Here is a 19,730-nt window from a genome sequence, read left to right as displayed (position 1 = left end):
TGTCCGGACTGCTTTCCTCACCGCGCTTCGCGCGTGCTGCGACGCTTTACGTCCGGACACGCACCTCCTCCGACCCCGGCCCCCTCCCGTCGGGGGTCCCGGCCATTCGCCGCCCGGCTCGGGGTTTGGGGGCGGGTGCGGCTCGGGGGTCCCGGCCATTCGCCCTCCTGCTTGACCAACGTTCACGGCGTCGTGACTTTGGTAGCTTTCCTGCTCGCCGACGCGGGCGGCCCCGTTCCGGCTGCGTAAATTGGTTGATATGACACGCACGGACTACCCCTGGCTGCTCCCCTCGGAGATGATCGACCCACGGGGCCCCGAGCTGCCCGGTGACCGCGGCAGGGCCCGGCCGCGGCGGACCGTGCGGGACTGGATCATCGACACCCTGATGTTCGTCTTCGCCGCCACCATCGGGCTGATCGCCCTGGAGGCCGGCGAGAAGGCCGGTAACCCGGACAACATCGTCTTCGCCGACATGATCGTGGGCGTGCTGGCCTGCTGTGCGCTGTGGACGCGGCGACGCTGGCCCGTGGGGCTCGCGCTCGTGCTCGCCGTGGTCAACGTGGTGGCGCCCGTCAGCGGCGGGGCCGCCGTCGTGGCGCTCTTCTGCGTGGCCGTGCACCGGCCGTTCCGGGTTGTCGCGGCCGTCGGTGGGCTGTCCCTGGTGGCCGGGTGCCTACAGGCGTGGATCCGGCCCGATCCGGAGACGTCCCTGACGACCGGGATCGTCGCGACCGTCGTGCTGGCCCTGATGGTCACCGGCTGGGGCATGCTCGTCCGGGCCAGGCGCCAGCTGGTCGTCGCGCTGCGCGAGCGGGCGACGCGCGCGGAGGCCGAGGCCGAGCTGCGGGCCGAGCAGGCGCAGCGGCTCGCCAGGGAGGCCATCGCGCGCGAGATGCACGATGTGCTCGCGCACCGGCTGACGCTGCTCAGCGTCCACGCGGGCGCTCTGGAGTACCGGCCGGACGCGCCGGCGCCCGAGGTGGCGAGGGCCGCCGGGGTGATCCGGGACAGCGCGCACGACGCGCTCCAGGATCTGCGCATGATCATCGGGGTGCTGCGGGCGCCCGGTGACGAGGGCGACCGGCCGCAGCCCACCTTGGCCACCCTGGACGCGCTGGTCGCCGAATCGCGTGAGGCCGGGATGAAGGTGTCCCTGGACAGCCGGATCGACGACCCGTCGGCGGTGCCGGCCGCCACGGGCCGTACCGCCTACCGCATCGCCCAGGAAGGTCTGACCAACGCCCGTAAACACGCGCCGGGCACCGAGGCCACCGTCGAGGTGACCGGGGGACCGGGGGACGGTCTCACCGTCGAGGTGCGCAACGCCGCGCCGCCGGCCGAGGTCCCCAGGGTGCCCGGTTCCGGCCAGGGGCTGATCGGGCTGACCGAGCGCGCGCTGCTGGCCGGCGGCCGGTTCGAGCACGGAGCCACCGGCGACGGCGGATTCGCCGTCCGTGCTTGGCTACCGTGGGCCTCATGAGTATCCGGCTGATCATCGTCGACGACGACCCCCTTGTCCGCACGGGTTTGACCTTCATGCTCGGCGGCGCCGACGACATCGAGATCGTCGGGGAGGCCGCCGACGGCGCCGAGGTCCCGGCGCTGATCGAACGGACCGCGCCCGATGTGGTGCTGATGGACATCCGGATGCCCGGGGTGGACGGTCTGACGGCCACGGAGACGCTGCGCCGCCGCCGGGGCGCCCCGGAGGTGCTGGTCCTGACCACCTTCCACGCGGATGAACAGGTGCTGCGGGCGCTGCGCGCCGGGGCGGCCGGGTTCATCCTCAAGGACACCCCGCCGGTCGAGATCGTCACCGCCGTACGGCGCGTGGCGGCCGGGGATCCGGTGCTCTCACCGGCCGTTACCCGCCAGCTCATGACCCATGTGGCGGAGGCGCCCGCCGGTTCCCGGAGGAACACCGCGGCGGGCCGGCTCGGCTCCCTCGCCGAGCGTGAGCGGGAGGTCGCGCTCGCCGTGGGCCGGGGCCAGTCCAACGCCGAGATCGCCGCCGGGCTCTATATGAGCGTCCCCACCGTCAAGGCCCATGTCTCCCGCATCCTGGCCAAACTCGGCCTCAACAACCGTGTCCAGATCGCCCTGTTGGTGCATGACGCCGATCCGGCCATGGAGGAGGACGGTGCCCGGAACGGCGACGTACGCTGATCCCATGGCGGCTATCGAACTGGCAGATTACGGACCGGACTTCAACGTCGATCCCTATCCGTACTACGAGAAGATGCGCGAGACCGGTCCCGTCCACGAGATACGGATGCCGGACGGCAGCCGCTTCTGGCTGGTCGTCGGTTACGAGGAGGGGCGCCTCGCCCTGGCCGATCCGCGGCTGGCGAAGTCGCTGTCCGTCATGGGGTACGAGTCGACCGACGAGGCGATCATGGGCCCCCACGTACTGACCCTCGACCCGCCGGACCACACCCGGCTGCGAAAGCTGGTCGCCCCCGAGTTCACCCCGCGCCGGGTGGAGAAGCTGCGCCCGCGCGTCCAGCAGATCACCGATGACCTGCTGGACGCCATGGTCCCGGCCGGACAGGGCGATCTGGTCGACGCACTGGCCTTTCCGCTGCCCATCACCGTCATCTCCGAACTGCTCGGTGTGCCGCAGGCGGACCGTGACACCTTCCGGGCCTGGACGAACGAGATCGTCGCACCGACCACACCCACCGGCCAGCGCGACAAGACCATCGAACTCTGCGCGTATCTCGACGCGCTCATCGAGGACAAGCGCGCCTCGGCGCCCCGCGACGATCTGCTCTCCACCCTGCTGCGCACCAGTGCGGAGGACGGCGACCGGCTGTCCGCGGCCGAACTGCGCGCCTGGGCCTATGTCCTGCTGATCGCCGGTCATGAGACGACGGTCAATCTGATCGCGAACGCGGTGCGCACCCTGCTCGGCAACCCTGGTCAACTGGCCGCTCTGCGGGCCGACTTCGGCCTGCTCGATGGCGCGATCGAGGAGACGCTGCGGTTCGAGGGGCCGGTGGAGACCAGCACCGTACGGTTCTCCACCGAGCCGGTCACCTATGGCGACACGGTGATACCGGCCCGCGAGACGGTGCTGATCTCCCTGGCCTCCGCGGACCGCGACCCGGCCCGCTTCCCCGATCCCGACACCTTCGACATCCGCCGCTCCACCACCCCCGGCCGCGGTTCCGGCCATCTCGCCTTCGGCCATGGCATCCACTTCTGCCTGGGCGCGCCGCTCGCCAGGCTGGAGGGCAGGATCGCCATCCGTACGCTGCTGGAGCGCTGCCCGGACCTGGCGTTCGACCCGGCGGCGGGCCCGTACGAGTGGCTGCCCGGACTGCTGATCCGCGGGGTCCGCGGGCTGCCGGTGCGCTGGTAGCGACAGGCGGCTCCCCGCTCAGCCCTCGTGGCCGGGGAGCTCCGACAGCCGTACCGGACGTCGCTCGCGCCGGGACCGCTCGCACGCCTCCGCGATCCGCAGCGCGTGCAGCGCCTCCCGGCCGTCGCACGGATTGTCCAGCTCACCGGTGACGACCTGGAGGAAGGCGTCCAGCTCGGCCTCGTACGCCGGGGCGAACCGCTCCAGGAAGCCCGGCCACGGGTTGTCGGGGGGCGGCGGGCTCTTCGGTTCGGTCGAGGTGATCGGCGTACGGTCGTCGAGTCCGACCGCGAACTGGTCCAGCTCGCCCGCCAGTTCCATCCGTACGTCATAGCCCGCGCCGTTGCAGCGGGTGGCCGTGGCGGTCGCGAGTGTCCCGTCGTCCAGGGTGAGGACCGCGGCGGCGGTGTCCACATCGCCGGCCTCGCGGAACATGGCGGGCCCCGCGTCCGAACCCGTCGCGTAGACCTCCACCACCTCGCGTCCGGTCACCCAGCGCATGATGTCGAAGTCATGCACCAGACAGTCGCGGTACAGGCCGCCGGAGAGCGGCAGATACGCGGCGGGCGGCGGCGCCGGGTCGGAAGTGATCGCCCGTACGGTGTGCAGCCGGCCGAGCCGGCCCGACCGTACGATCTCGCGCGCCGCGCCGTACCCGGCGTCGAAGCGGCGCATGAAGCCCAGTTGGAGCACCGTGCCCGCCGACTCCACCTCGCGCAGCGCGCCCAGCGTCCCCGGCAGGTCCAGGGCGATCGGCTTCTCGCAGAAGGCGGGGAGCCCGGCCCGTGCGGCACGGCTGATCAGATCGGCGTGGGAGGAGGTGGCGGAGGCGATCACCAGGGCGTCCACGCCCCGGGAGAAGATCTCGTCGACGGAGGGGGCGGCGGTCGATCCCGTACGTTCGGCGACCTGTGCCGCGCGGGCCGAGTCGGTGTCCGCGACCACCAGCGAGCCGACGTCGCGATGGCGGCTGAGCACGTCCGCGTGAAAGGTGCCGATACGGCCGGTGCCGATGAGTCCGATGCGCATGGCCCCAAGGTGGCCGCAGGACGCTCACGATGTCAAGCATTTGTCCTGACAATCGAACGTACCGACTTCCCGTCAACATGCCGTGCGGTTACGCTCGCCCCGTGCCCCAGCAGCCGAGATCAGCCCAACCCGGACAGGAGACGCCCGGATCGGAGACGGATCGCGCCACACCGCTCCAGCTCAGCGTCGACCGCACCAGCCCGGTCCCGCTCTACTTCCAGCTCGCGCAGCAGCTGGAGGCGGCCATCGAGCGGGGCGGACTGGCGCCGGGCAGCCTGCTCGGCAATGAGATCGAGCTGGCGGGCCGGCTCGGGCTGTCCCGGCCCACCGTCCGGCAGGCCATCCAGTCCCTGGTCGACAAGGGTCTGCTGGTGCGCCGCCGGGGCGTCGGCACCCAGGTCGTACACAGCCAGGTCAAGCGCCCGCTGGAGCTGAGCAGCCTCTACGACGATCTGGAGGCGGCCGGCCAGCGCCCGGCCACCCGCGTGCTGCGCAACACCGTCGAGCCGGCCACGGCCGAGGTCGCCGCCGCGCTCGGGGTGGCCGAGGGCGCGGAGGTGCGGCTCGTGGAACGGCTGCGGTACGCGCACGACGAGCCGATGGCGTATCTGCGCAACCATCTGCCGATCGGGCTGTTCGAGTGCGACACCGCGCGTCTGGAGACGACCGGTCTCTACCGGATGATGCGCTCCGCCGGGATCACCCTGCACAGCGCCCGGCAGACGGTCGGGGCGCGGGCCGCCACCGCCGAGGAGGCCGAACGGCTCACCGAACCTACTGGGGCCCCGCTGCTCACGATGGAGCGGACCACGTTCGACGACACCGGACGGGCCGTGGAGTTCGGCTCGCACATCTACCGCGCCTCGCGCTACTCCTTCGAGTTCCAGCTGCTGGTGCGTCCGTAACGGCCGGGGTGCCCCCGTCTCTTCGTAAGAATGTACGGACAAAGTATTGACGCGTCCGTACGGGCCCGGCTAGAACTCCCCCAGCCGCAACGGGGCGGCCCGGGAGAGAAGGCGGATCCATGGCGCGAACCCCTCGCAGGACGCGAACCACCGGAAACGGAGGGCGGGAAGCGGGCCCGGCTCACCCTGGAGCGCACCCGCCCCGGTACCCGCTGACCGGCCGCCGAGCGGGCATGACCGATACTTGGGCGGCGCCGGGACCGAATGGGCCCCGGCCGCACCGAGGAGTACGGCAGGAAGGGCGCGGCGTCGTGGCAAGGGTTCGGACAGGGGTACGCGCGACGAGCGCCGTGCTGGCGGCGGTACTCGCGGCCTCGGTACTCGCGGGATGCAGCAGCACCGGCGGCAAGCGCGCGGAGGAGCGGGCCCAGCGGGCGGCCGCCCAGGGGCGGGCCGCGGTGGACACCCCCGAGTGGACCGTGGCCATGGTCACCCACTCGGGCAGCGGCGACACCTTCTGGGACATCGTCCAGAGCGGCGCCAAGCAGGCGGCCGTCAAGGACAACATCAAGTTCCTCTACGCCAACAGCGACGAGGGCCAGGAGCAGGCCCAGCTCGTGCAGTCCTACATCGACAAGAAGGTCGACGGACTGATCGTCACGCTCGCCAAGCCCGACGCCATGAAGGCCGTCGTGGAGAAGGCGGTCAAGGCCGGTATACCGGTGATCACCGTCAACTCCGGCGCGGCGGAGTCCGCGTCCTTCGGCGCGCTCAGCCATATCGGCCAGGACGAGACCATCGCGGGCGAGGCCGTCGGCGACGAGCTGGACAAGCGCGGCAAGAAGAAGGCCCTCTGTGTCATCCACGAGCAGGGCAACGTCGGCCACGAGCAGCGCTGCGCCGGGGCGAAGAAGACCTTCGACGGGCAGCTCCAGAACCTCTATGTCGACGGTACGAACATGCCCGACGTCCAGGCGTCCATCGAGGCCAAGCTCCAGACCGACAAGAGCATCGACGCCGTCGTGACCCTCGGCGCCCCCTTCGCTGACACCGCCGTCAAGGCCAAGGAGTCCGCGGGCAGCGAGGCCGAGATCGACACCTTCGACCTCAACGCCAAGGTCGCCTCCTCGCTCACCTCGGGCGCGCTCGGCTTCGCCGTCGACCAGCAGCCCTACCTCCAGGGGTACGAGGCCGTGGACCTGCTCTGGCTCTACCGGTACAACGCCGATGTCCTCGGCGGCGGACGCCCCGTACTGACCGGGCCGCAGATCATCACGGAGAAGGACGCCGGCGCGCTCGCCGCGTACACGAAGCGGGGCACCCGATGACCACGACCGCCCCACCGGTCGACGACCGCCCCGGCCGGCCGGCGGGCGACGACGAGCGGCTGCTGCACGCCTCCCCGCTGCGCAAGCTGCTCGGCCGGCCCGAGCTGGGCTCGGTCGTCGGCGCGCTCGCCGTCTTCGTCTTCTTCTCGTTCGTGGCGGACTCGTTCCTCCAGCTGTCCAGCTTCGGCACCGTCCTGTACGCGGCCTCCACGATCGGGATCATGGCCGTCCCGGTGGCGCTGCTGATGATCGGCGGCGAGTTCGATCTCTCCGCCGGTGTGATGGTGACCAGCTCCGCGCTGATCTCGTCGATGTTCAGCTTCCAGATGACCGCGAACGTGTGGGTCGGCGTGCTGGTGTCGCTGCTGGTCACACTGGCCTTCGGGGTATTCAACGGCGTCATGCTGACCCGTACGAAGCTGCCGAGCTTCATCATCACGCTGGGCACGTTCCTGATGCTCACCGGCCTCAATCTCGGGCTGACGAAGCTGATCAGCGACACGGTCTCGACCAAGAGCATCGGTGACATGGAGGGCTTTCCCTCCGCCAGGAAGCTCTTCGCCTCCCAGCTCACCGTCGGCGGCGTCGAGCTGAAGGTCACCATCCTGTGGTGGGCCGGGCTGGTCGCCCTCGCCACCTGGATCCTGCTGCGTACCCGCTTCGGCAACTGGATCTTCGCGGTGGGCGGCAACGCCGACGCCGCCCGCGCGGTCGGTGTCCCGGTCCTGAAGACGAAGATCGCGCTGTACATGGGCGTGGCCTTCTGCGCCTGGATCGCGGGCCAGCATCTGCTGTTCTCGTTCGATGTCGTCCAGTCCGGCGAGGGCGTCGGCAATGAACTGATCTACATCATCGCGGCCGTCATCGGCGGCTGTCTGATCACCGGCGGCTACGGCTCCGCGATCGGCTCCGCCGTCGGCGCGTTCATCTTCGGCATGACCAGCAAGGGCATCGTCTACGCGGAGTGGAACCCGGACTGGTTCAAGTTCTTCCTCGGAGCGATGCTCCTTCTGGCCACCCTGCTCAACGCGTGGGTGCGCAAGCGTGCGGAGGCGACACGATGACGGGCGATACGACGGCGGGCGACACGACCGCGAGCGGCGCCACGGCGGGCACCCCGAGCGGCGTGCTGGTCGAACTCGACAACGTCAGTAAGTACTACGGCAATATCCGCGCGCTGGAAGGCGTCTCGCTGGAGGTCCACGCGGGCGGGATCAGCTGTGTGCTGGGCGACAACGGCGCGGGCAAGTCCACCCTCATCAAGATCATCGCCGGGCTGCACCGGCATGACGCGGGCGACCTCCTGATCGAGGGCGAGAAGACCACCCTCGCCTCCCCGCGCGAGGCCCTGGACCGCGGTATCGCCACGGTCTACCAGGACCTCGCCGTCGTACCGCTGATGCCTGTCTGGCGGAACTTCTTCCTCGGCTCCGAGCCCACCAGGGGCAGCGGCCCCTTCAAACGGCTCGATGTCGCCCTGATGCGCGAGACCACCCGCGCCGAGCTGCTGCGGATGGGTATCGATCTGCGCGATGTCGACCAGCCGATCGGCACGCTGTCCGGCGGTGAGCGCCAGTGTGTGGCCATCGCCCGCGCCGTCTACTTCGGCGCGAAGGTCCTCGTCCTGGACGAGCCGACCGCGGCGCTCGGGGTGAAGCAGTCCGGGGTGGTGCTCAAGTACGTGGCCGCCGCACGTGACGCGGGACTCGGAGTGGTGCTCATCACCCACAACCCGCACCACGCGTATCTGGTCGGTGACCGCTTCGTCCTGCTCAAGCGGGGCGTGATGGCGGGCAGCCACACCAAGGACTCGATCACTCTCGATGAGCTGACGCGGCAGATGGCGGGCGGTTCCGAGCTGGAGGAGCTGAGTCATGAACTGGAGCGAGCCCCCGCGCCCGCCCGTCTCGGCGGCCACTCCGGCGGACGCGCCGGTGACGGCCCGGCGAGCGAGGACTGACCCCGGGCGCGGGCGTCACCGTACGGTCCCCGCCGGGCCGCACAGCGAACCAACCCGCCACGGATGGCAGAATCTGGCACGGCGGACACCGTCCGCCGCCGCCGCCCGTCCGGGCCCGGCGGCCCCCGACCCCGCAGGGACGACACGACTCGTGCGCGTACGCAGCCGCCCACTCACCCGGAACGGCGAACCGGAGCCGCTCGCGCCGACGGACGAGGCCGGGGAGCCGGGCCGATGAGCACCTACCGCGACTTCGCACACCGCGGCACCGCCCGCGCCACCGTCCTGCGGACCGTCGGCACCCGTGAGCGCCGCTCCCTCCTCACCGCCCCCCGGGTCCCGACCGTCGGCATCGACATCGGCGGTACGAAGGTGATGGCCGGCGTCGTCGATCCCGACGGCAACATCCTGGAGAAGCTCAGGACCGAGACGCCGGACAAGTCCAAGAGCCCCCGGGTCGTCGAGGACACCATCGTCGAGCTGGTCCTCGACCTCTCCGACCGCCACGATGTACACGCCGTGGGCATCGGCGCGGCCGGCTGGGTCGACGCCGACCGCTCCAAGGTGCTCTTCGCGCCGCATCTCGCCTGGCGCGACGAACCCCTCAGGGACGCCATCTCCTCACGGCTCGCCGTGCCGGTGATGGTCGACAACGACGCCAACACCGCGGCCTGGGCGGAGTGGCGCTTCGGCGCCGGACGCGGCGAGGACCATCTCGTCATGATCACGCTCGGTACCGGTATCGGCGGTGCCATCCTGGAGGACGGCCGGGTCAAGCGCGGCAAGTTCGGCGTCGCCGGCGAATTCGGCCATATGCAGGTCGTGCCCGGCGGCCACCGCTGCCCGTGCGGCAACCGGGGCTGCTGGGAGCAGTACAGCTCCGGCAACGCCCTCGTACGGGAGGCCAGGGAGCTGGCCGCCGCCGACTCCCCGGTCGCGTACAACATCATCGACCGCGTCAAGGGCAACGTCCACGACATCACGGGACCGCTGATCACCGAACTCGCCCGCGAGGGCGACGCCATGTGCGTCGAGCTGTTCCAGGACATCGGCCAGTGGCTCGGTGTCGGCATCGCCAATCTCGCCGCCGCGCTCGACCCGTCCTGCTTCGTCATCGGCGGCGGGGTCAGCGCCGCCGACGATCTGCTGATCGGCCCCGCACGCGACGCCTTCCGCCGCCATCTCACCGGCCGCGGCTACCGCCCCGAGGCGCGGATCGTCAAGGCGCAGCTCGGCCCCGAGGCGGGCATGGTCGGCGCCGCCGATCTCGCCCGGCTGGTGGCCCGGCGCTTCCGCCGCGCCAACCGCCGCCGGGTGGAGCGCCATGAGCGGTACGAGAGATACGCCCAGGTCATCCGCACCGCCCGCCCGACGCAGGAACCCCGTACGACCCAGGAGCCGCCCTCATGACCCTGGAGCTCCCCGTGTCGGTGCGCGACGAGGGCGGCAAGCCGCCCGAGGACCGCAGGCACCGCAACCGCCGCCGCTGGCTGACGGCCGTCGTCATCGTGCTGCTCATCGGCATCCCGGCGGGCTATCTGGTCATCTCGGCCGGGCAGAGCCGCGACAGCGGCCGTAACAAGGAGGCCGAGTCCGCGGCCACCGGTCTCCAGGAGCTGCGCCCCTCCAAGATGAAGCGCCGCATCTTCGAGGTGCCGATACCGCTGGGCGCCACCCGGGTGCGCTACTTCGAGACGAGCAACTGGAAGACCAGCCGGCTGTACGTCCAGTTCGATGTCACCTCGGGACGGCTCGACACCTTCCTGACCGAGATGGGCACCAGCCGCTCGGCGCTCAAGGACGACGCCATCACGATCACGCCGCGCGACCGCCGTACCGTCGGCTGGAACTTCGACCTCCCCGGCCACGACTGGGCGGGCACCAGCCACCACCAGAAGGGGCCGCGGCCCAGCCAGGACGTGGTGGTCGACCTGACAGAACCCGGCTTCCCCCGGGTGTACGTCGTCTCCACCACAACCCCGTGACGACCGACCGGGTCCGGTCGCCCGCGGTCACCGAGTCGCTTCACGTACCTCGCGAATCGCTTCACGTTCGAATTCAGTGACAGCTGGTGATTCAGGTACACCTGGTGACGCCGTCCGTCCCCCTTCCGGGTGTTACCCCGCCGGTTTCGCGGCCCGGCAATCCCGGCGGGCGGATGATTCCCCCGGGTCGCCAACCGCGGTCCTGAGGAAGGATGGTGGGCACGCCGATGAGTACGAATCGTCGAACGGTTCTGGGTGCGGCCTTGGCCGCGCCTTTGCTGGCGCAGTTCACGGGGGCGGCGTCCGCCGCCGCGGACGAGAAGTGGGGCACGATTTCCGAAGGCTGGGTCGAGGTCCGGTGGACCGAGCGGGCCCAGGCGGAGCTGGACCGGCTGGGAGTGGTGGTCGAGGCCGTGGCACCGGCCGAGCTGGTCAAGGACTCCAGCGGTTCGGCGGTGCGGTTCCCCGTACGGTCGGGTAAGGGCGATCCCTCGCTCAAGAGCCCGCCGAAGGCCGAGGGGGACGGTGTCCTCGACGGCGGGATCGCGGTGCGCACGCCGACTGGAAACGCCCGGGTCGTCAATCTGCAAGGCGTCCTGAGGGACGGGCTGGCGTCGGGGAAATGCGTGGTCAACGGCGTCGAGGTCGGGCACCACTCGGTCTTCCGGTGTGCTGTGTCCGAGGGGCTGCTGACCACCGATGATGTGCCGGTGGGCCGGCCGCTGAAGGTCCGGATCAACAAGGTGCCGCTGCACCCCACCCCCGAGGCGCTGGAGGTGTACACCGCCACCTTCGGCACGCCCGCGTTCACCGCGGAAACGGTGCTGGCGCATGTGACCGCGGAGGGTGTGTACACCCCGCCGAAGAAGTAATCCCGGGGGCCGGCTCCGGCTCAGGGAGCCGGGGCCGGCTCCACCGGCAGGGCAGGACGGGGAAGGGTGCCTCCGAAGCGGCGCTCGCGATCGGCATACGTGGCAAGGGCCTCCCGTAGCTGTGCCAGGCCGAAGTCGGGCCAGGGCGTCGGGTCGAAGATCAGCTCGGCGTAGGCGAGGTGCCAGGGCAGGAAGTTGCTGATGCGCTGCTCGCCGGAGGTGCGGATCAGCAGATCGATATCGGGAAGGCCGGGCACGTACATGTTCCGGGCCAGGTCGGCGGGGCCGATGTCCTCGGGCCGGATCGTCCCCGCGACCGCTTCGGCGGCCAGCGCGCGGGCGGCGTCGGTCAGTTCGTCCCGCCCGCCGTAGTCGACGCACAGGGTCAGCGACAGCACATCGTTGTTCGATGTCAGGCTCTCCACCAGCGTCAGGACGGAGGCGAGTGACGGATCGACGCGGTCGCGCCGTCCGCACCAGCGCACCCGCACGCCCAGTTCGTGCAGCCACTCGGTGCCCCGGACGATCCCGTCGGCCATGGTGTCGAACAGAGCGGTCAGCTCCTCCTGGGAACGGTCCCAGTTCTCCGTGGAGAACGCGTAGATGCTCAGGTGCCGGACCCCGAGCCGCAGGGCGGCGTTGACCAGACGCATCGCGGCCTGCGCGCCCGCCTGATGGCCCCGCGAGACCGGCAGGGTCCGCTGAGTGGCCCACCGCCGATTGCCGTCCATGATCACCCCGACATGGCCCGGCATCACACCCACCACCGGCCTTGCCGGACGGCGCCGCGCCGCACCGGTCGACGTGAGTGGTTCCATGCCGTCGACGAAGACCCGGGACTTCCGGAGCGTGACCTCGTCGAACTGCATCCACGCGCCCAGAAGCACCGTATGCAGGAACGGCTGGTTTTCGGGACTCACCATCCCGCCCACCGGCATCGCCTGCTCCAACAGGTCTCGCCAACGCCCGAGTTGGATGTCCACCAGCTCATCCAGTACCTCACGCCGTTCACCGCGCCGCAGGTCGCCGGCCGCCAGCCCCAGCTGCCGCAGGTCGGCGCGCGGCAGATAACACCGGCCGGCCGCGAGGTCGACCGGCAGGTCCTCGAAGGTGTCCACCAGCTGGCACACCTCGCCCAGTACGGAGGCCAGGTCCAACGCCCGCGGCCCTGTCACCTCCAGCAGCGACATCCACATCTCGTTGGTGGTCCCCGAGATTCCCCGCAGATAGCGCCGCTGCTCCGCGAACGTCTCGAAGACCGGAGGGGAGACGCAGTCGGCCCGCATGGTGTCGAGGAACTCCTCGACCAGCGCGTGGTCGATCTCCCACCGCCGCACCGTGTCCACGAACGCCCGCCGCAGCGGATGCTCGCTGCGCCCGGTGCGCAGCTCCTCCAGAGTCTCGGAACGCCACCGGGCGAACCGTTCCTCGCGGACCCGCCGCGTACCTCCCTCATCGGCGATGCGGTCGCTGCGCACCGTGAAGCCGTTCACGGCCAGGACGTGGGGACGGATCGCGGCGGGCAGCACCTCGGTCGCCTTCCACATCGGCGTCAGGAACCGCCTGATCTCAGCCACGCACACCTCGTAGGACGCGCGCAGTTCGGGCGAATCGATGAACGACGCCTCGCTCCCCGACATTCCGTACCTCCCCCTCGATCGCGCTGCCGGTATCAGGCAGCGGCGCCTCGTCACCGGCCCATGGCCGGGGCCTCCACCGTCACTAACGACACGTCGGCCGCCCGGTGCCGGTCCGGACGCGGCGGGGCCGTCGGTCCGCTCGTACGATGCCCGCGCGAGTTCGTCACAGTCGGTGAGACCTGTGCGAGAGCGCGTGAGACGACGAAGCCCCGCCGGCATGCTCCGGCGGGGCTTACGGGGATCCCGGCATGGCTGAGTCAGCCGAACAGGCCGGAACCGAGCGGGTGTTGTTGGTCGAAGCCGGGGAGGATCAGGAAGCTCGTGCTGGCGGTCGTGGTGGTGAAGGGCAGCAGGGCGTCGGAGGTGTCCATGCGGCTGAGCGTGGCCGTGAAGGTCCGCAGGTCGTTCTGGAAGCTGATGAAGAGCAGGCCGGGGGCGGGCTCGTCGGTGCTGTAGGAACGGCGGAGCATGAGGCCGACGCCGACCACGGTCGGGTTCGCCCTGCGGACATGGGCGTCCACGGGGACGAGATAGCGGCCGTCGGGCGTCTTGGCGCCGAGTTCCGGGGCCGAGGCGACGGTGCCGCCGGAGAGGGGTACGCCGCTGGCCCGGCGCCGCCCGAAGACCGCCTCCTGTTCGGCGACGGACAGGGCGGCGAAGCGTGTCAGGTCGAGTTCCATGCGCCGCAGTACGGCCAGGGTGCCGCCGGCGACCGCGGGGGGCCCGGCCAGCCACAGGTCACGCTCTTGCTCGGCGGTCGTGTGCGGGCCCACGATGCCGTCGATGAAACCGAGCAGGTTGCGCGGTGCGGTGACGCCCTTGGCGACGGACACGTTCGTACCGCGGCGTCCTGACTGCCGCCAGCGTTCGCGGATACGGTCGCCCGCCTGGTCCAGGAGCGCGGCGGCGGCGACCGGTACGAGCAGCGCGTCGTCGGCGCAGATCTGCAGCAGCAGATCACCGCCGCGCTCCCGCGAGGCGATCCGCTCGCGGGAGAATGGCGGGAGGTCGGCCGCGCCGGGCAGTGAAGCACCGACCGTCCGTACCAGCCGCGGACCCACGCCGACGGTCACGGTCAGGTCACCCGGGGACAGGCCAAGCAGCCGCGGGTCGGACCCGGCGGTGAGGGCGCTGATGGCCTCGCCGAGTTCGGCCAGTAACGGGCCGGGCGCCACGTCGGTGCCGAGGTCGGCCACCACGGCCAGCAGGTTGCGCTGGGCCGACTGGGGAAGCGTGATGCCCGCCTGATGCCGGCCCGTCGCCGGTACGGGCGTGGGCGTGGCCGACGCGGAAGGGGCGGGCGGGCCCGGCCGGGCGGAGTCCGCTGAGCACCCGGCGATGAGACCGGCGGCCACCGTGGCGCCGGTGGCATCGAGGAACGCGCGGCGTGACGGGTGGCGATCGGCGCGGTGCATGATGTGCAGAGTGCCACACCCGCTTCGCGTTCGCCGTTCAACTTCCCTATCGCGGCGGGGAATTCGCCGCCGTGCCAGACTGGGATCATGTCTCGATCAGCTCTTCGCGTGATGGCGGCGGTACTGGGCGCACTGACGCTGGTGGCCGGTTGCAGTGGTGGCGGTGGCGGTGGCGGCGACGACGGATCGGGCGAGGGCCGGCGGCCGGAGGGCGCGCGGGTGACGATCCGTGTGCCCGGCGACGCCCCGACGATCTCGGACGCGGTGTCCCTGGCCCAGCCCGGTGACCTGGTGCTGGTGGCTCCGGGCGTGTACCGCGAGTCGGTGAGGATCGACACGGCTCGCATCACGCTGCGGGGCGAGTCCCGCGACAAGGTGGTCATCGACGGGCAGTTGCGGCGGCCGAACGGGGTGGTCGTCACCGCGCCCGGGGTCGCCGTGGAGAACCTGACCGTACAGAAGAACACGCAGAACGGTGTGCTGGTCACCGGTTCGGCGGCGGCGGTCGCCGGGCTGCCGGGGAGCGGCGGCTACGACACCGGCGATGAACCCGTCAGCCTCCTGAAGTCGTTCCTGGTCTCGTATGTGACCGCGACCCGTAATGGTCTGTACGGCATCTACGCGTTCTCCGCGCAGAACGGCGTCATCGAGCACTCCTACGCATCGGGCGGGGCGGACTCGGGGATCTATGTCGGCCAGTGCAAGCCGTGTCGGATCGTGGTGCGGGACAACGTCTCCGAACTCAACGCGGTCGGTTACGAAGGCACCAACGCCGGCGGCGACATGTATGTGGCCGGTAACCGTCTGGTCGGCAACCGCGTCGGACTGACCACCAACTCCGACCACCAGGAGAAACTGCTCCCGCAGCGCGACGCCGTCGTGGCCGGCAACCTGATCGCGGACAACCAGCAGACGCGGACCCCCGAACAGGCCGACGGCGGCTGGGGCATCGGTATCGGCGTCGACGGCGGCAGCGACAACCAGTTCATCCGCAACCGGATCACCGGCAACACCAACGCCGGGCTCATGATCACCGCGACCGCCGACCTGACGGCGGACCGCAACCGGATCACGGACAACACCTTCACCGCCAACGGCGTCGACGTCGGCTGGACGTTCCCCACCGCCACCCGCGGACAGGGCAACTGCCTGCGAGGGAACGCGCTTCGGAGGACCGTACCCGCAAAGCTCGCGGACACCGCGTCCTGCCCGGTTCCCGCCACGTCACCCACGCCCTCCGGCAGCTGGGCGAGTCCGACGCCGCCCGCGGGCATCCCGTTCACCGACGTGGCCGCGCCGGGCCCGCAGCCGGAGTTCCCGCGTGCCACCACCACAGGCGCCACCGTCGTGCCGGACGTTCCGGCGCTGCCGGACATCGCGGACATCGCGCTGCCGTCGGCGTCGCTGCTCGCCGCCGGTGCGCGGGTGCGGACCTCGTGAGCGGCGGCTATGGCGCCGGTGTGACTCCGGGTACCGGCTGGACGGGGACGTACGTCCGGGTGTCGAAGTCGAAGACCGCCGGCTGCGGTTCGGAGGCGATACTGACCTGAACCCGGTACATGGTGCCGTCCGAACCGATCCAGTAGCGCACGGTCCCTGACGTACTGGCCTTGGTGTCGGCGTCCGGCCCGTTCATGATGTCCGTCCGATGGCCGCGCACCGTGTCCCGCCCGACCCATGCGGCGCCGTTCTGCGGCAGCAGTGCGGCGTTGTCCGGCCGGTCGTTGCCGAGGCGGAGCGCGATGCCCAGCGCGGTGTCCAGGGACATGCCGGATGTCCGCAGCTGACGGCTGTGCCAACCGGACGCGGGCGGCGACGCCGGTGCGGCTGCCGGGGGATCTGTCATGGGGTGGACGAGGACGGTGGTGGCCGTCCACTGGATCAGCCCGTCGCTGGACGTGTCGCGCCCGGTTCCGCGCACCACCCCGTAACCGGTGTGGGTGCGGTAATCGATGGATCCGGTGATCACCAGCCCGCCGGTGGCGTTCGGCACGGTGATCGTCACCGCCCGGCCTCCCGCCCGGTAGTTGAGGAAACGTGTGACGGCCAGCCGGTTCACCTCGTCCGAGGTCAACGCCCTCGGGGCGGTGGGGCCACCGCTGTTGCTGAGGAGAACGAAGCCCGTGATCGCGGCAGCCGTGATGCCGATGACGGCCGCTGCCAACCACCGCGACCTCGGCCACCGGCGGCACCGCCCTGCCGCGCGCCCCAGGAGACCCTGCTTGCTATTGATACTCCGCGTTCTGATGCTCCGCACGCGGCGCGACTGTAACAGGTCTCCGCCGAGGCACCCTCAAACTCTGCGTTTACCGGACATGACGTTCAGTCAACTTGTAGGCTCGCCCCTGCATTTGCCGCGTGGGCAAAAGTGTGGGACGAGGTAAAGGAATGCCATGCCATTACGTGGAGTGGTGCGGTTAGGGCTGTCCGGCCTCTTACTGGTGGGGGGCGGCGCGGGCGCGATCTTGACCGGCGCCGGGCAGGCCGGCGCTTCGGCCTCCGACGGCACCCTGACCGTCCAGGTACTGCGGGACTTCTTCGGCACCGGCGTGATCAACTCGACGATGGATGTGCCGCAGCGGGGAATGAAGGTCGATGTCTCCGACCCCGCCGGCCATCACGTCACCGGTGTCACGGATGCCACCGGAAAGGTCATCGTGCCGCCGTCGAACGAGCTGACCGGCGGCCGGTACCGGGTCGATGTCACGGTCCCGGCACCGTACAACGACTATCTGCGGGCGGCGCCCGCCTCGACCGCGCCGAACCACTTCGACAGCTTCACCACGTTCGTGGACGTCTCGAACGGCGAGGACGACTCGGTGATCACCGGGGTCTGGGACCCGGCCGACTACGCACTGCCCGACACCCGCTACTTCGTGCCGATCCAGAGCGGCGCCAGCGGTACGGAGACCCGGGCACTGGTGGCGTTCGGGACGGACGCCCGCGGCAACTGCCCGGACCCGCAGGCATGCCCGGAGGTGATCAACACCCAGGACCAGGTGGGCACGACCTACGGGCTGGCCTACGACGAGCACCGCGAGCAGATCTTCCAGGCGGCGTTCGCCAGGCGGTACACCGAGTACGGCCCGGAGGGCGGCAACGCGATCTACACCGTGCCGGCCGACGGCGACGGTGACCCGAAGCTGTTCGCCACGGTGCCGGGCGCCACCGAGACGGAGCACGACACCGACAACCTGATCAAGGACGCCGGATTCACCGACGCACCGGGCAAGGAGAGCATCGGCAGCCTGGCCCTGTCGGAGGACGGCTCGACCCTGTACGCGGTGAACCTGCTCACCCGCAGCCTGGTCAGCTTCGACGCGACGAAGCCCACGGCCTCGGCGCCCGAGGAGACCGTGCCGATCCCCGACCCGGGCTGCGCCTCGGCGGACGACTGGCGTCCGTTCAGCGCCGCCACCCACAACAACACCCTGTACGTCGGAGGTGTGTGCAGCGCGGAGAGCACACAGGAACGCGCGGACCTGAAGGCCGTCGTCGCCACCTATGACGGCGACGAGTTCACCACCGTGCTGTCCCAGCCGCTGGACTTCGAGCGCGGAGCCGTACTCACCGGCAACTCCGACGACCAGGTCAACCACTGGAACCCGTGGAACACCGACCTGGCGGACTGGAACAACCACACCGTGAACGGCTGGATCATGGATCCGCAGCCGGAGCTGGCCAGTCTGGCCTTCGCCCGTGACGGCTCGCTGATCCTCGGCTTCCGTGACCGGTTCATGGACGTCGTGAGCTGGGGCGGGCTGGACCCGAGGCCCGGCATCGACACCCCGCAGAGCGGCATGGCCGGCGGCGATATCAATATGGCCTGCGTCACGCCCACCGGCGAGTACGAGTGGGAAGGCACCGGCAACTGCGCCGACCACGCCACGGACCCCACCCTTGACGGTGTCCAGCCCCCCGGCGTCGTCGAGTACTTCCCGGGTGACTTCTTCCCGAACGGCGGCTCCGCGACCCAGCCAGGGCCGCACCAGGAGTCGTCGCTGGGATCGGTCGCGTACATCCCGCAGCAGCAGTGGGTCGTCAGTACGCAGATGGACCCGACCGGACGGGTCGCCACCAGCGGAACCGGCTATTACGACGTCGCCACGGGCCTTGGCCCCGGCAACGACCCGGTCAACAACGCGTACGAGTTCGTCGGCCAGAACGAGGGCGGGTTCGGCAAGGCCGGTGGCCTCGGCGACATCGCGTACGCCGCGGCGAACGCACCGATCCAGATCGGCAACGTGGTGTGGTACGACGGCGACCACAACGGCATCCAGGACCCCGGGCAGGTGCTGCTGCCGGGTGCGACGATCGACCTGCTGGACGCCGATGGCAAGAAGGTCGCCACGACCACGACCGATGCCGCCGGCGAGTACTACTTCGGTGGTGTCGGCGCGGAGTACGAGCTGACGCCGGGCGCCAAGTACACCGTGCGGTTCGATGTGTGCACCGCGGACACCAGCGAGGTGCCGGGCCGGCCGCCCGCCACCGACCTGCGGTTCACCTTGCCACGGGTCGGTGACGACCGGGTACATGACTCCAATGTGACCCCGCCGACCACTGGCCGACTGTGCGATGGGTACGCCCCGGTCACCGCACCGGCCATGCCAGGAGGGGTTGATCACACGATCGACGCCGGCGTGTACATCCCGGAGGCGGCATCGCCGACACCCACGCCGACCGAATCCACGTCCCCGACACCGACACCGACACCGACCTCGACACCGACAACGGTGCCGCCGACGGGCCCGGCACCCAACACCCCGGCACCGGCCGGCCGGCCACCGGGTTCCCTCGCCAACACCGGTACGTCCAACCTGGGAGAGGTTCTCGCCCTCGTCGCCCTGCTGCTCGGCGCGGGTGCGGCGGTCGTCCTCGTCTCCCGTAAGCGGCGCCCCAGGCACCGCTGACAACCGAAACCCCCGACGGGCCGGTGCGATGCGCCGGCCCGTCGGCATGACCGGCTCCATCATGCGACGGAGGGGCAAGCGTGGGACAGGGCCCAGGTTCGCCCCGGCGCCCAGTTCGCGATAGCCGTGTGACAGCTGGTGATACGGCGAGGCCCCGCCGGGAACCCTCCTGCGCCCGGTCCCGGCAGCGGTCCGCGTGAGAATGGCTGAAACCGCCGGTGGCGGGGTGAATCTTCTCTGCCGTCCCCGATCGCGCATCCGCCATGGCGGTCCATTCCCACAGGTCCGACGGCTGCTCTGTCGGGCGTCCCGACGT

16 protein-coding genes are annotated in these 19,730 nt (G+C 70.6%); 12 read left to right on the top strand and 4 right to left on the bottom strand.

Annotated features, from left to right (window positions below; translation table 11 throughout):
• Window positions 1–259 precede the first annotated feature (259 nt).
• Genes ACFRMN_RS19605 through ACFRMN_RS19595 form a run of 3 tightly spaced genes read left to right on the top strand, consistent with a single transcriptional unit; the run spans window position 260 to window position 3,367 of the window.
• A complete protein-coding gene (locus tag ACFRMN_RS19605; RefSeq protein ID WP_383021030.1) occupies window positions 260–1,483 on the top strand; it encodes a sensor histidine kinase in 1,224 nt (407 codons plus the stop codon).
• Complete coding sequence (locus tag ACFRMN_RS19600) at window positions 1,480–2,169, top strand: response regulator (protein WP_383021028.1); 690 nt, start codon at window positions 1,480–1,482, stop codon at window positions 2,167–2,169. Before ACFRMN_RS19605 ends, ACFRMN_RS19600 begins: the two co-directional genes overlap by 4 nt.
• Before the next feature lie 4 nt (window positions 2,170–2,173).
• On the top strand, window positions 2,174–3,367 hold the full coding sequence (locus ACFRMN_RS19595) for a cytochrome P450 (protein ID WP_383021025.1): 1,194 nt from the start codon (window positions 2,174–2,176) through the stop codon (window positions 3,365–3,367).
• Window positions 3,368–3,385: 18 nt separating this feature from the next.
• On the opposite strand, the gene ACFRMN_RS19590 is transcribed toward ACFRMN_RS19595, so the two are convergent.
• A complete protein-coding gene (locus ACFRMN_RS19590; protein WP_383021022.1) occupies window positions 3,386–4,396 on the bottom strand; it encodes a Gfo/Idh/MocA family oxidoreductase in 1,011 nt (336 codons plus the stop codon).
• Window positions 4,397–4,497: 101 nt separating this feature from the next.
• Between ACFRMN_RS19590 and ACFRMN_RS19585 the strand changes: the two genes are divergently transcribed.
• From ACFRMN_RS19585 to ACFRMN_RS19555, 7 genes are all read left to right on the top strand, one after another.
• Window positions 4,498–5,301 carry a GntR family transcriptional regulator gene (locus ACFRMN_RS19585; protein WP_383021020.1) on the top strand — a complete coding sequence of 268 codons (804 nt, stop codon included), beginning with the start codon at window positions 4,498–4,500 and terminating at the stop codon, window positions 5,299–5,301.
• Window positions 5,302–5,612: 311 nt separating this feature from the next.
• Window positions 5,613–6,629, top strand: a complete 1,017-nt coding sequence (locus ACFRMN_RS19580; RefSeq protein ID WP_383021017.1) for a sugar ABC transporter substrate-binding protein — start codon at window positions 5,613–5,615, stop codon at window positions 6,627–6,629.
• A complete protein-coding gene (locus ACFRMN_RS19575; protein ID WP_383021014.1) occupies window positions 6,626–7,693 on the top strand; it encodes an ABC transporter permease in 1,068 nt (355 codons plus the stop codon). The genes ACFRMN_RS19580 and ACFRMN_RS19575 overlap by 4 nt, the downstream gene beginning before the upstream one ends.
• Complete coding sequence (locus tag ACFRMN_RS19570; protein WP_383021012.1) at window positions 7,690–8,589, top strand: ATP-binding cassette domain-containing protein; 900 nt, start codon at window positions 7,690–7,692, stop codon at window positions 8,587–8,589. Before ACFRMN_RS19575 ends, ACFRMN_RS19570 begins: the two co-directional genes overlap by 4 nt.
• A gap of 234 nt (window positions 8,590–8,823) precedes the next feature.
• Entirely contained in the window at window positions 8,824–9,999 is a 1,176-nt protein-coding gene (locus ACFRMN_RS19565) for an ROK family glucokinase (RefSeq protein ID WP_383021009.1), read from the top strand.
• A complete protein-coding gene (locus ACFRMN_RS19560; protein WP_383021006.1) occupies window positions 9,996–10,574 on the top strand; it encodes a hypothetical protein in 579 nt (192 codons plus the stop codon). The genes ACFRMN_RS19565 and ACFRMN_RS19560 overlap by 4 nt, the downstream gene beginning before the upstream one ends.
• Before the next feature lie 227 nt (window positions 10,575–10,801).
• Window positions 10,802–11,446, top strand: a complete 645-nt coding sequence (locus tag ACFRMN_RS19555) for a hypothetical protein (protein ID WP_383021004.1) — start codon at window positions 10,802–10,804, stop codon at window positions 11,444–11,446.
• A gap of 20 nt (window positions 11,447–11,466) precedes the next feature.
• Here ACFRMN_RS19555 and uppS read toward each other — a convergent pair whose 3' ends face one another.
• Both uppS and ACFRMN_RS19545 read right to left on the bottom strand, forming a co-directional pair.
• Complete coding sequence (uppS, locus tag ACFRMN_RS19550; protein ID WP_383021000.1) at window positions 11,467–13,086, bottom strand: polyprenyl diphosphate synthase; 1,620 nt, start codon at window positions 13,084–13,086, stop codon at window positions 11,467–11,469.
• A gap of 257 nt (window positions 13,087–13,343) precedes the next feature.
• Window positions 13,344–14,501 (bottom strand): Dyp-type peroxidase, encoded by a 1,158-nt coding sequence (locus ACFRMN_RS19545; RefSeq protein WP_383020997.1) that lies wholly within the window; start codon window positions 14,499–14,501, stop codon window positions 13,344–13,346.
• A gap of 87 nt (window positions 14,502–14,588) precedes the next feature.
• Between ACFRMN_RS19545 and ACFRMN_RS19540 the strand changes: the two genes are divergently transcribed.
• Window positions 14,589–15,941, top strand: coding sequence for a right-handed parallel beta-helix repeat-containing protein (locus ACFRMN_RS19540; protein ID WP_383020994.1), 1,353 nt, complete (start codon window positions 14,589–14,591; stop codon window positions 15,939–15,941).
• Window positions 15,942–15,948: 7 nt separating this feature from the next.
• Here ACFRMN_RS19540 and ACFRMN_RS19535 read toward each other — a convergent pair whose 3' ends face one another.
• Complete coding sequence (locus ACFRMN_RS19535) at window positions 15,949–16,629, bottom strand: hypothetical protein (protein WP_383021058.1); 681 nt, start codon at window positions 16,627–16,629, stop codon at window positions 15,949–15,951.
• Window positions 16,630–16,894: 265 nt separating this feature from the next.
• On the opposite strand from ACFRMN_RS19535, the gene ACFRMN_RS19530 reads away from it, so the two are divergent.
• Window positions 16,895–19,414, top strand: coding sequence for an SdrD B-like domain-containing protein (locus ACFRMN_RS19530; protein WP_383020991.1), 2,520 nt, complete (start codon window positions 16,895–16,897; stop codon window positions 19,412–19,414).
• Window positions 19,415–19,730: the final 316 nt, after the last annotated feature.

The organism is Streptomyces sp. NPDC056835, from assembly GCF_042789485.1.
Classification (GTDB): Bacteria; Actinomycetota; Actinomycetes; order Streptomycetales; family Streptomycetaceae; genus Streptomyces.
This window is presented reverse-complemented; position numbering and strand designations above follow the sequence as displayed.

Bases quoted from the DNA above. Each gene is read 5' to 3' on its own strand.
- ACFRMN_RS19575 (WP_383021014.1), top strand. From the start codon at position 6,626: ATGACCACGACCGCCCCACCGGTCGACGACCGCCCCGGCCGGCCGGCG.
- ACFRMN_RS19555 (WP_383021004.1), top strand. From the start codon at position 10,802: ATGAGTACGAATCGTCGAACGGTTCTGGGTGCGGCCTTGGCCGCGCCT.
- ACFRMN_RS19545 (WP_383020997.1), bottom strand. From the start codon at position 14,501: ATGCACCGCGCCGATCGCCACCCGTCACGCCGCGCGTTCCTCGATGCC.
- ACFRMN_RS19595 (WP_383021025.1), top strand. From the start codon at position 2,174: ATGGCGGCTATCGAACTGGCAGATTACGGACCGGACTTCAACGTCGAT.
- uppS (WP_383021000.1), bottom strand. From the start codon at position 13,086: ATGTCGGGGAGCGAGGCGTCGTTCATCGATTCGCCCGAACTGCGCGCG.
- ACFRMN_RS19605 (WP_383021030.1), top strand. From the start codon at position 260: ATGACACGCACGGACTACCCCTGGCTGCTCCCCTCGGAGATGATCGAC.
- ACFRMN_RS19570 (WP_383021012.1), top strand. From the start codon at position 7,690: ATGACGGGCGATACGACGGCGGGCGACACGACCGCGAGCGGCGCCACG.
- ACFRMN_RS19590 (WP_383021022.1), bottom strand. From the start codon at position 4,396: ATGCGCATCGGACTCATCGGCACCGGCCGTATCGGCACCTTTCACGCG.
- ACFRMN_RS19565 (WP_383021009.1), top strand. From the start codon at position 8,824: ATGAGCACCTACCGCGACTTCGCACACCGCGGCACCGCCCGCGCCACC.
- ACFRMN_RS19600 (WP_383021028.1), top strand. From the start codon at position 1,480: ATGAGTATCCGGCTGATCATCGTCGACGACGACCCCCTTGTCCGCACG.
- ACFRMN_RS19530 (WP_383020991.1), top strand. From the start codon at position 16,895: ATGCCATTACGTGGAGTGGTGCGGTTAGGGCTGTCCGGCCTCTTACTG.
- ACFRMN_RS19540 (WP_383020994.1), top strand. From the start codon at position 14,589: ATGTCTCGATCAGCTCTTCGCGTGATGGCGGCGGTACTGGGCGCACTG.
- ACFRMN_RS19560 (WP_383021006.1), top strand. From the start codon at position 9,996: ATGACCCTGGAGCTCCCCGTGTCGGTGCGCGACGAGGGCGGCAAGCCG.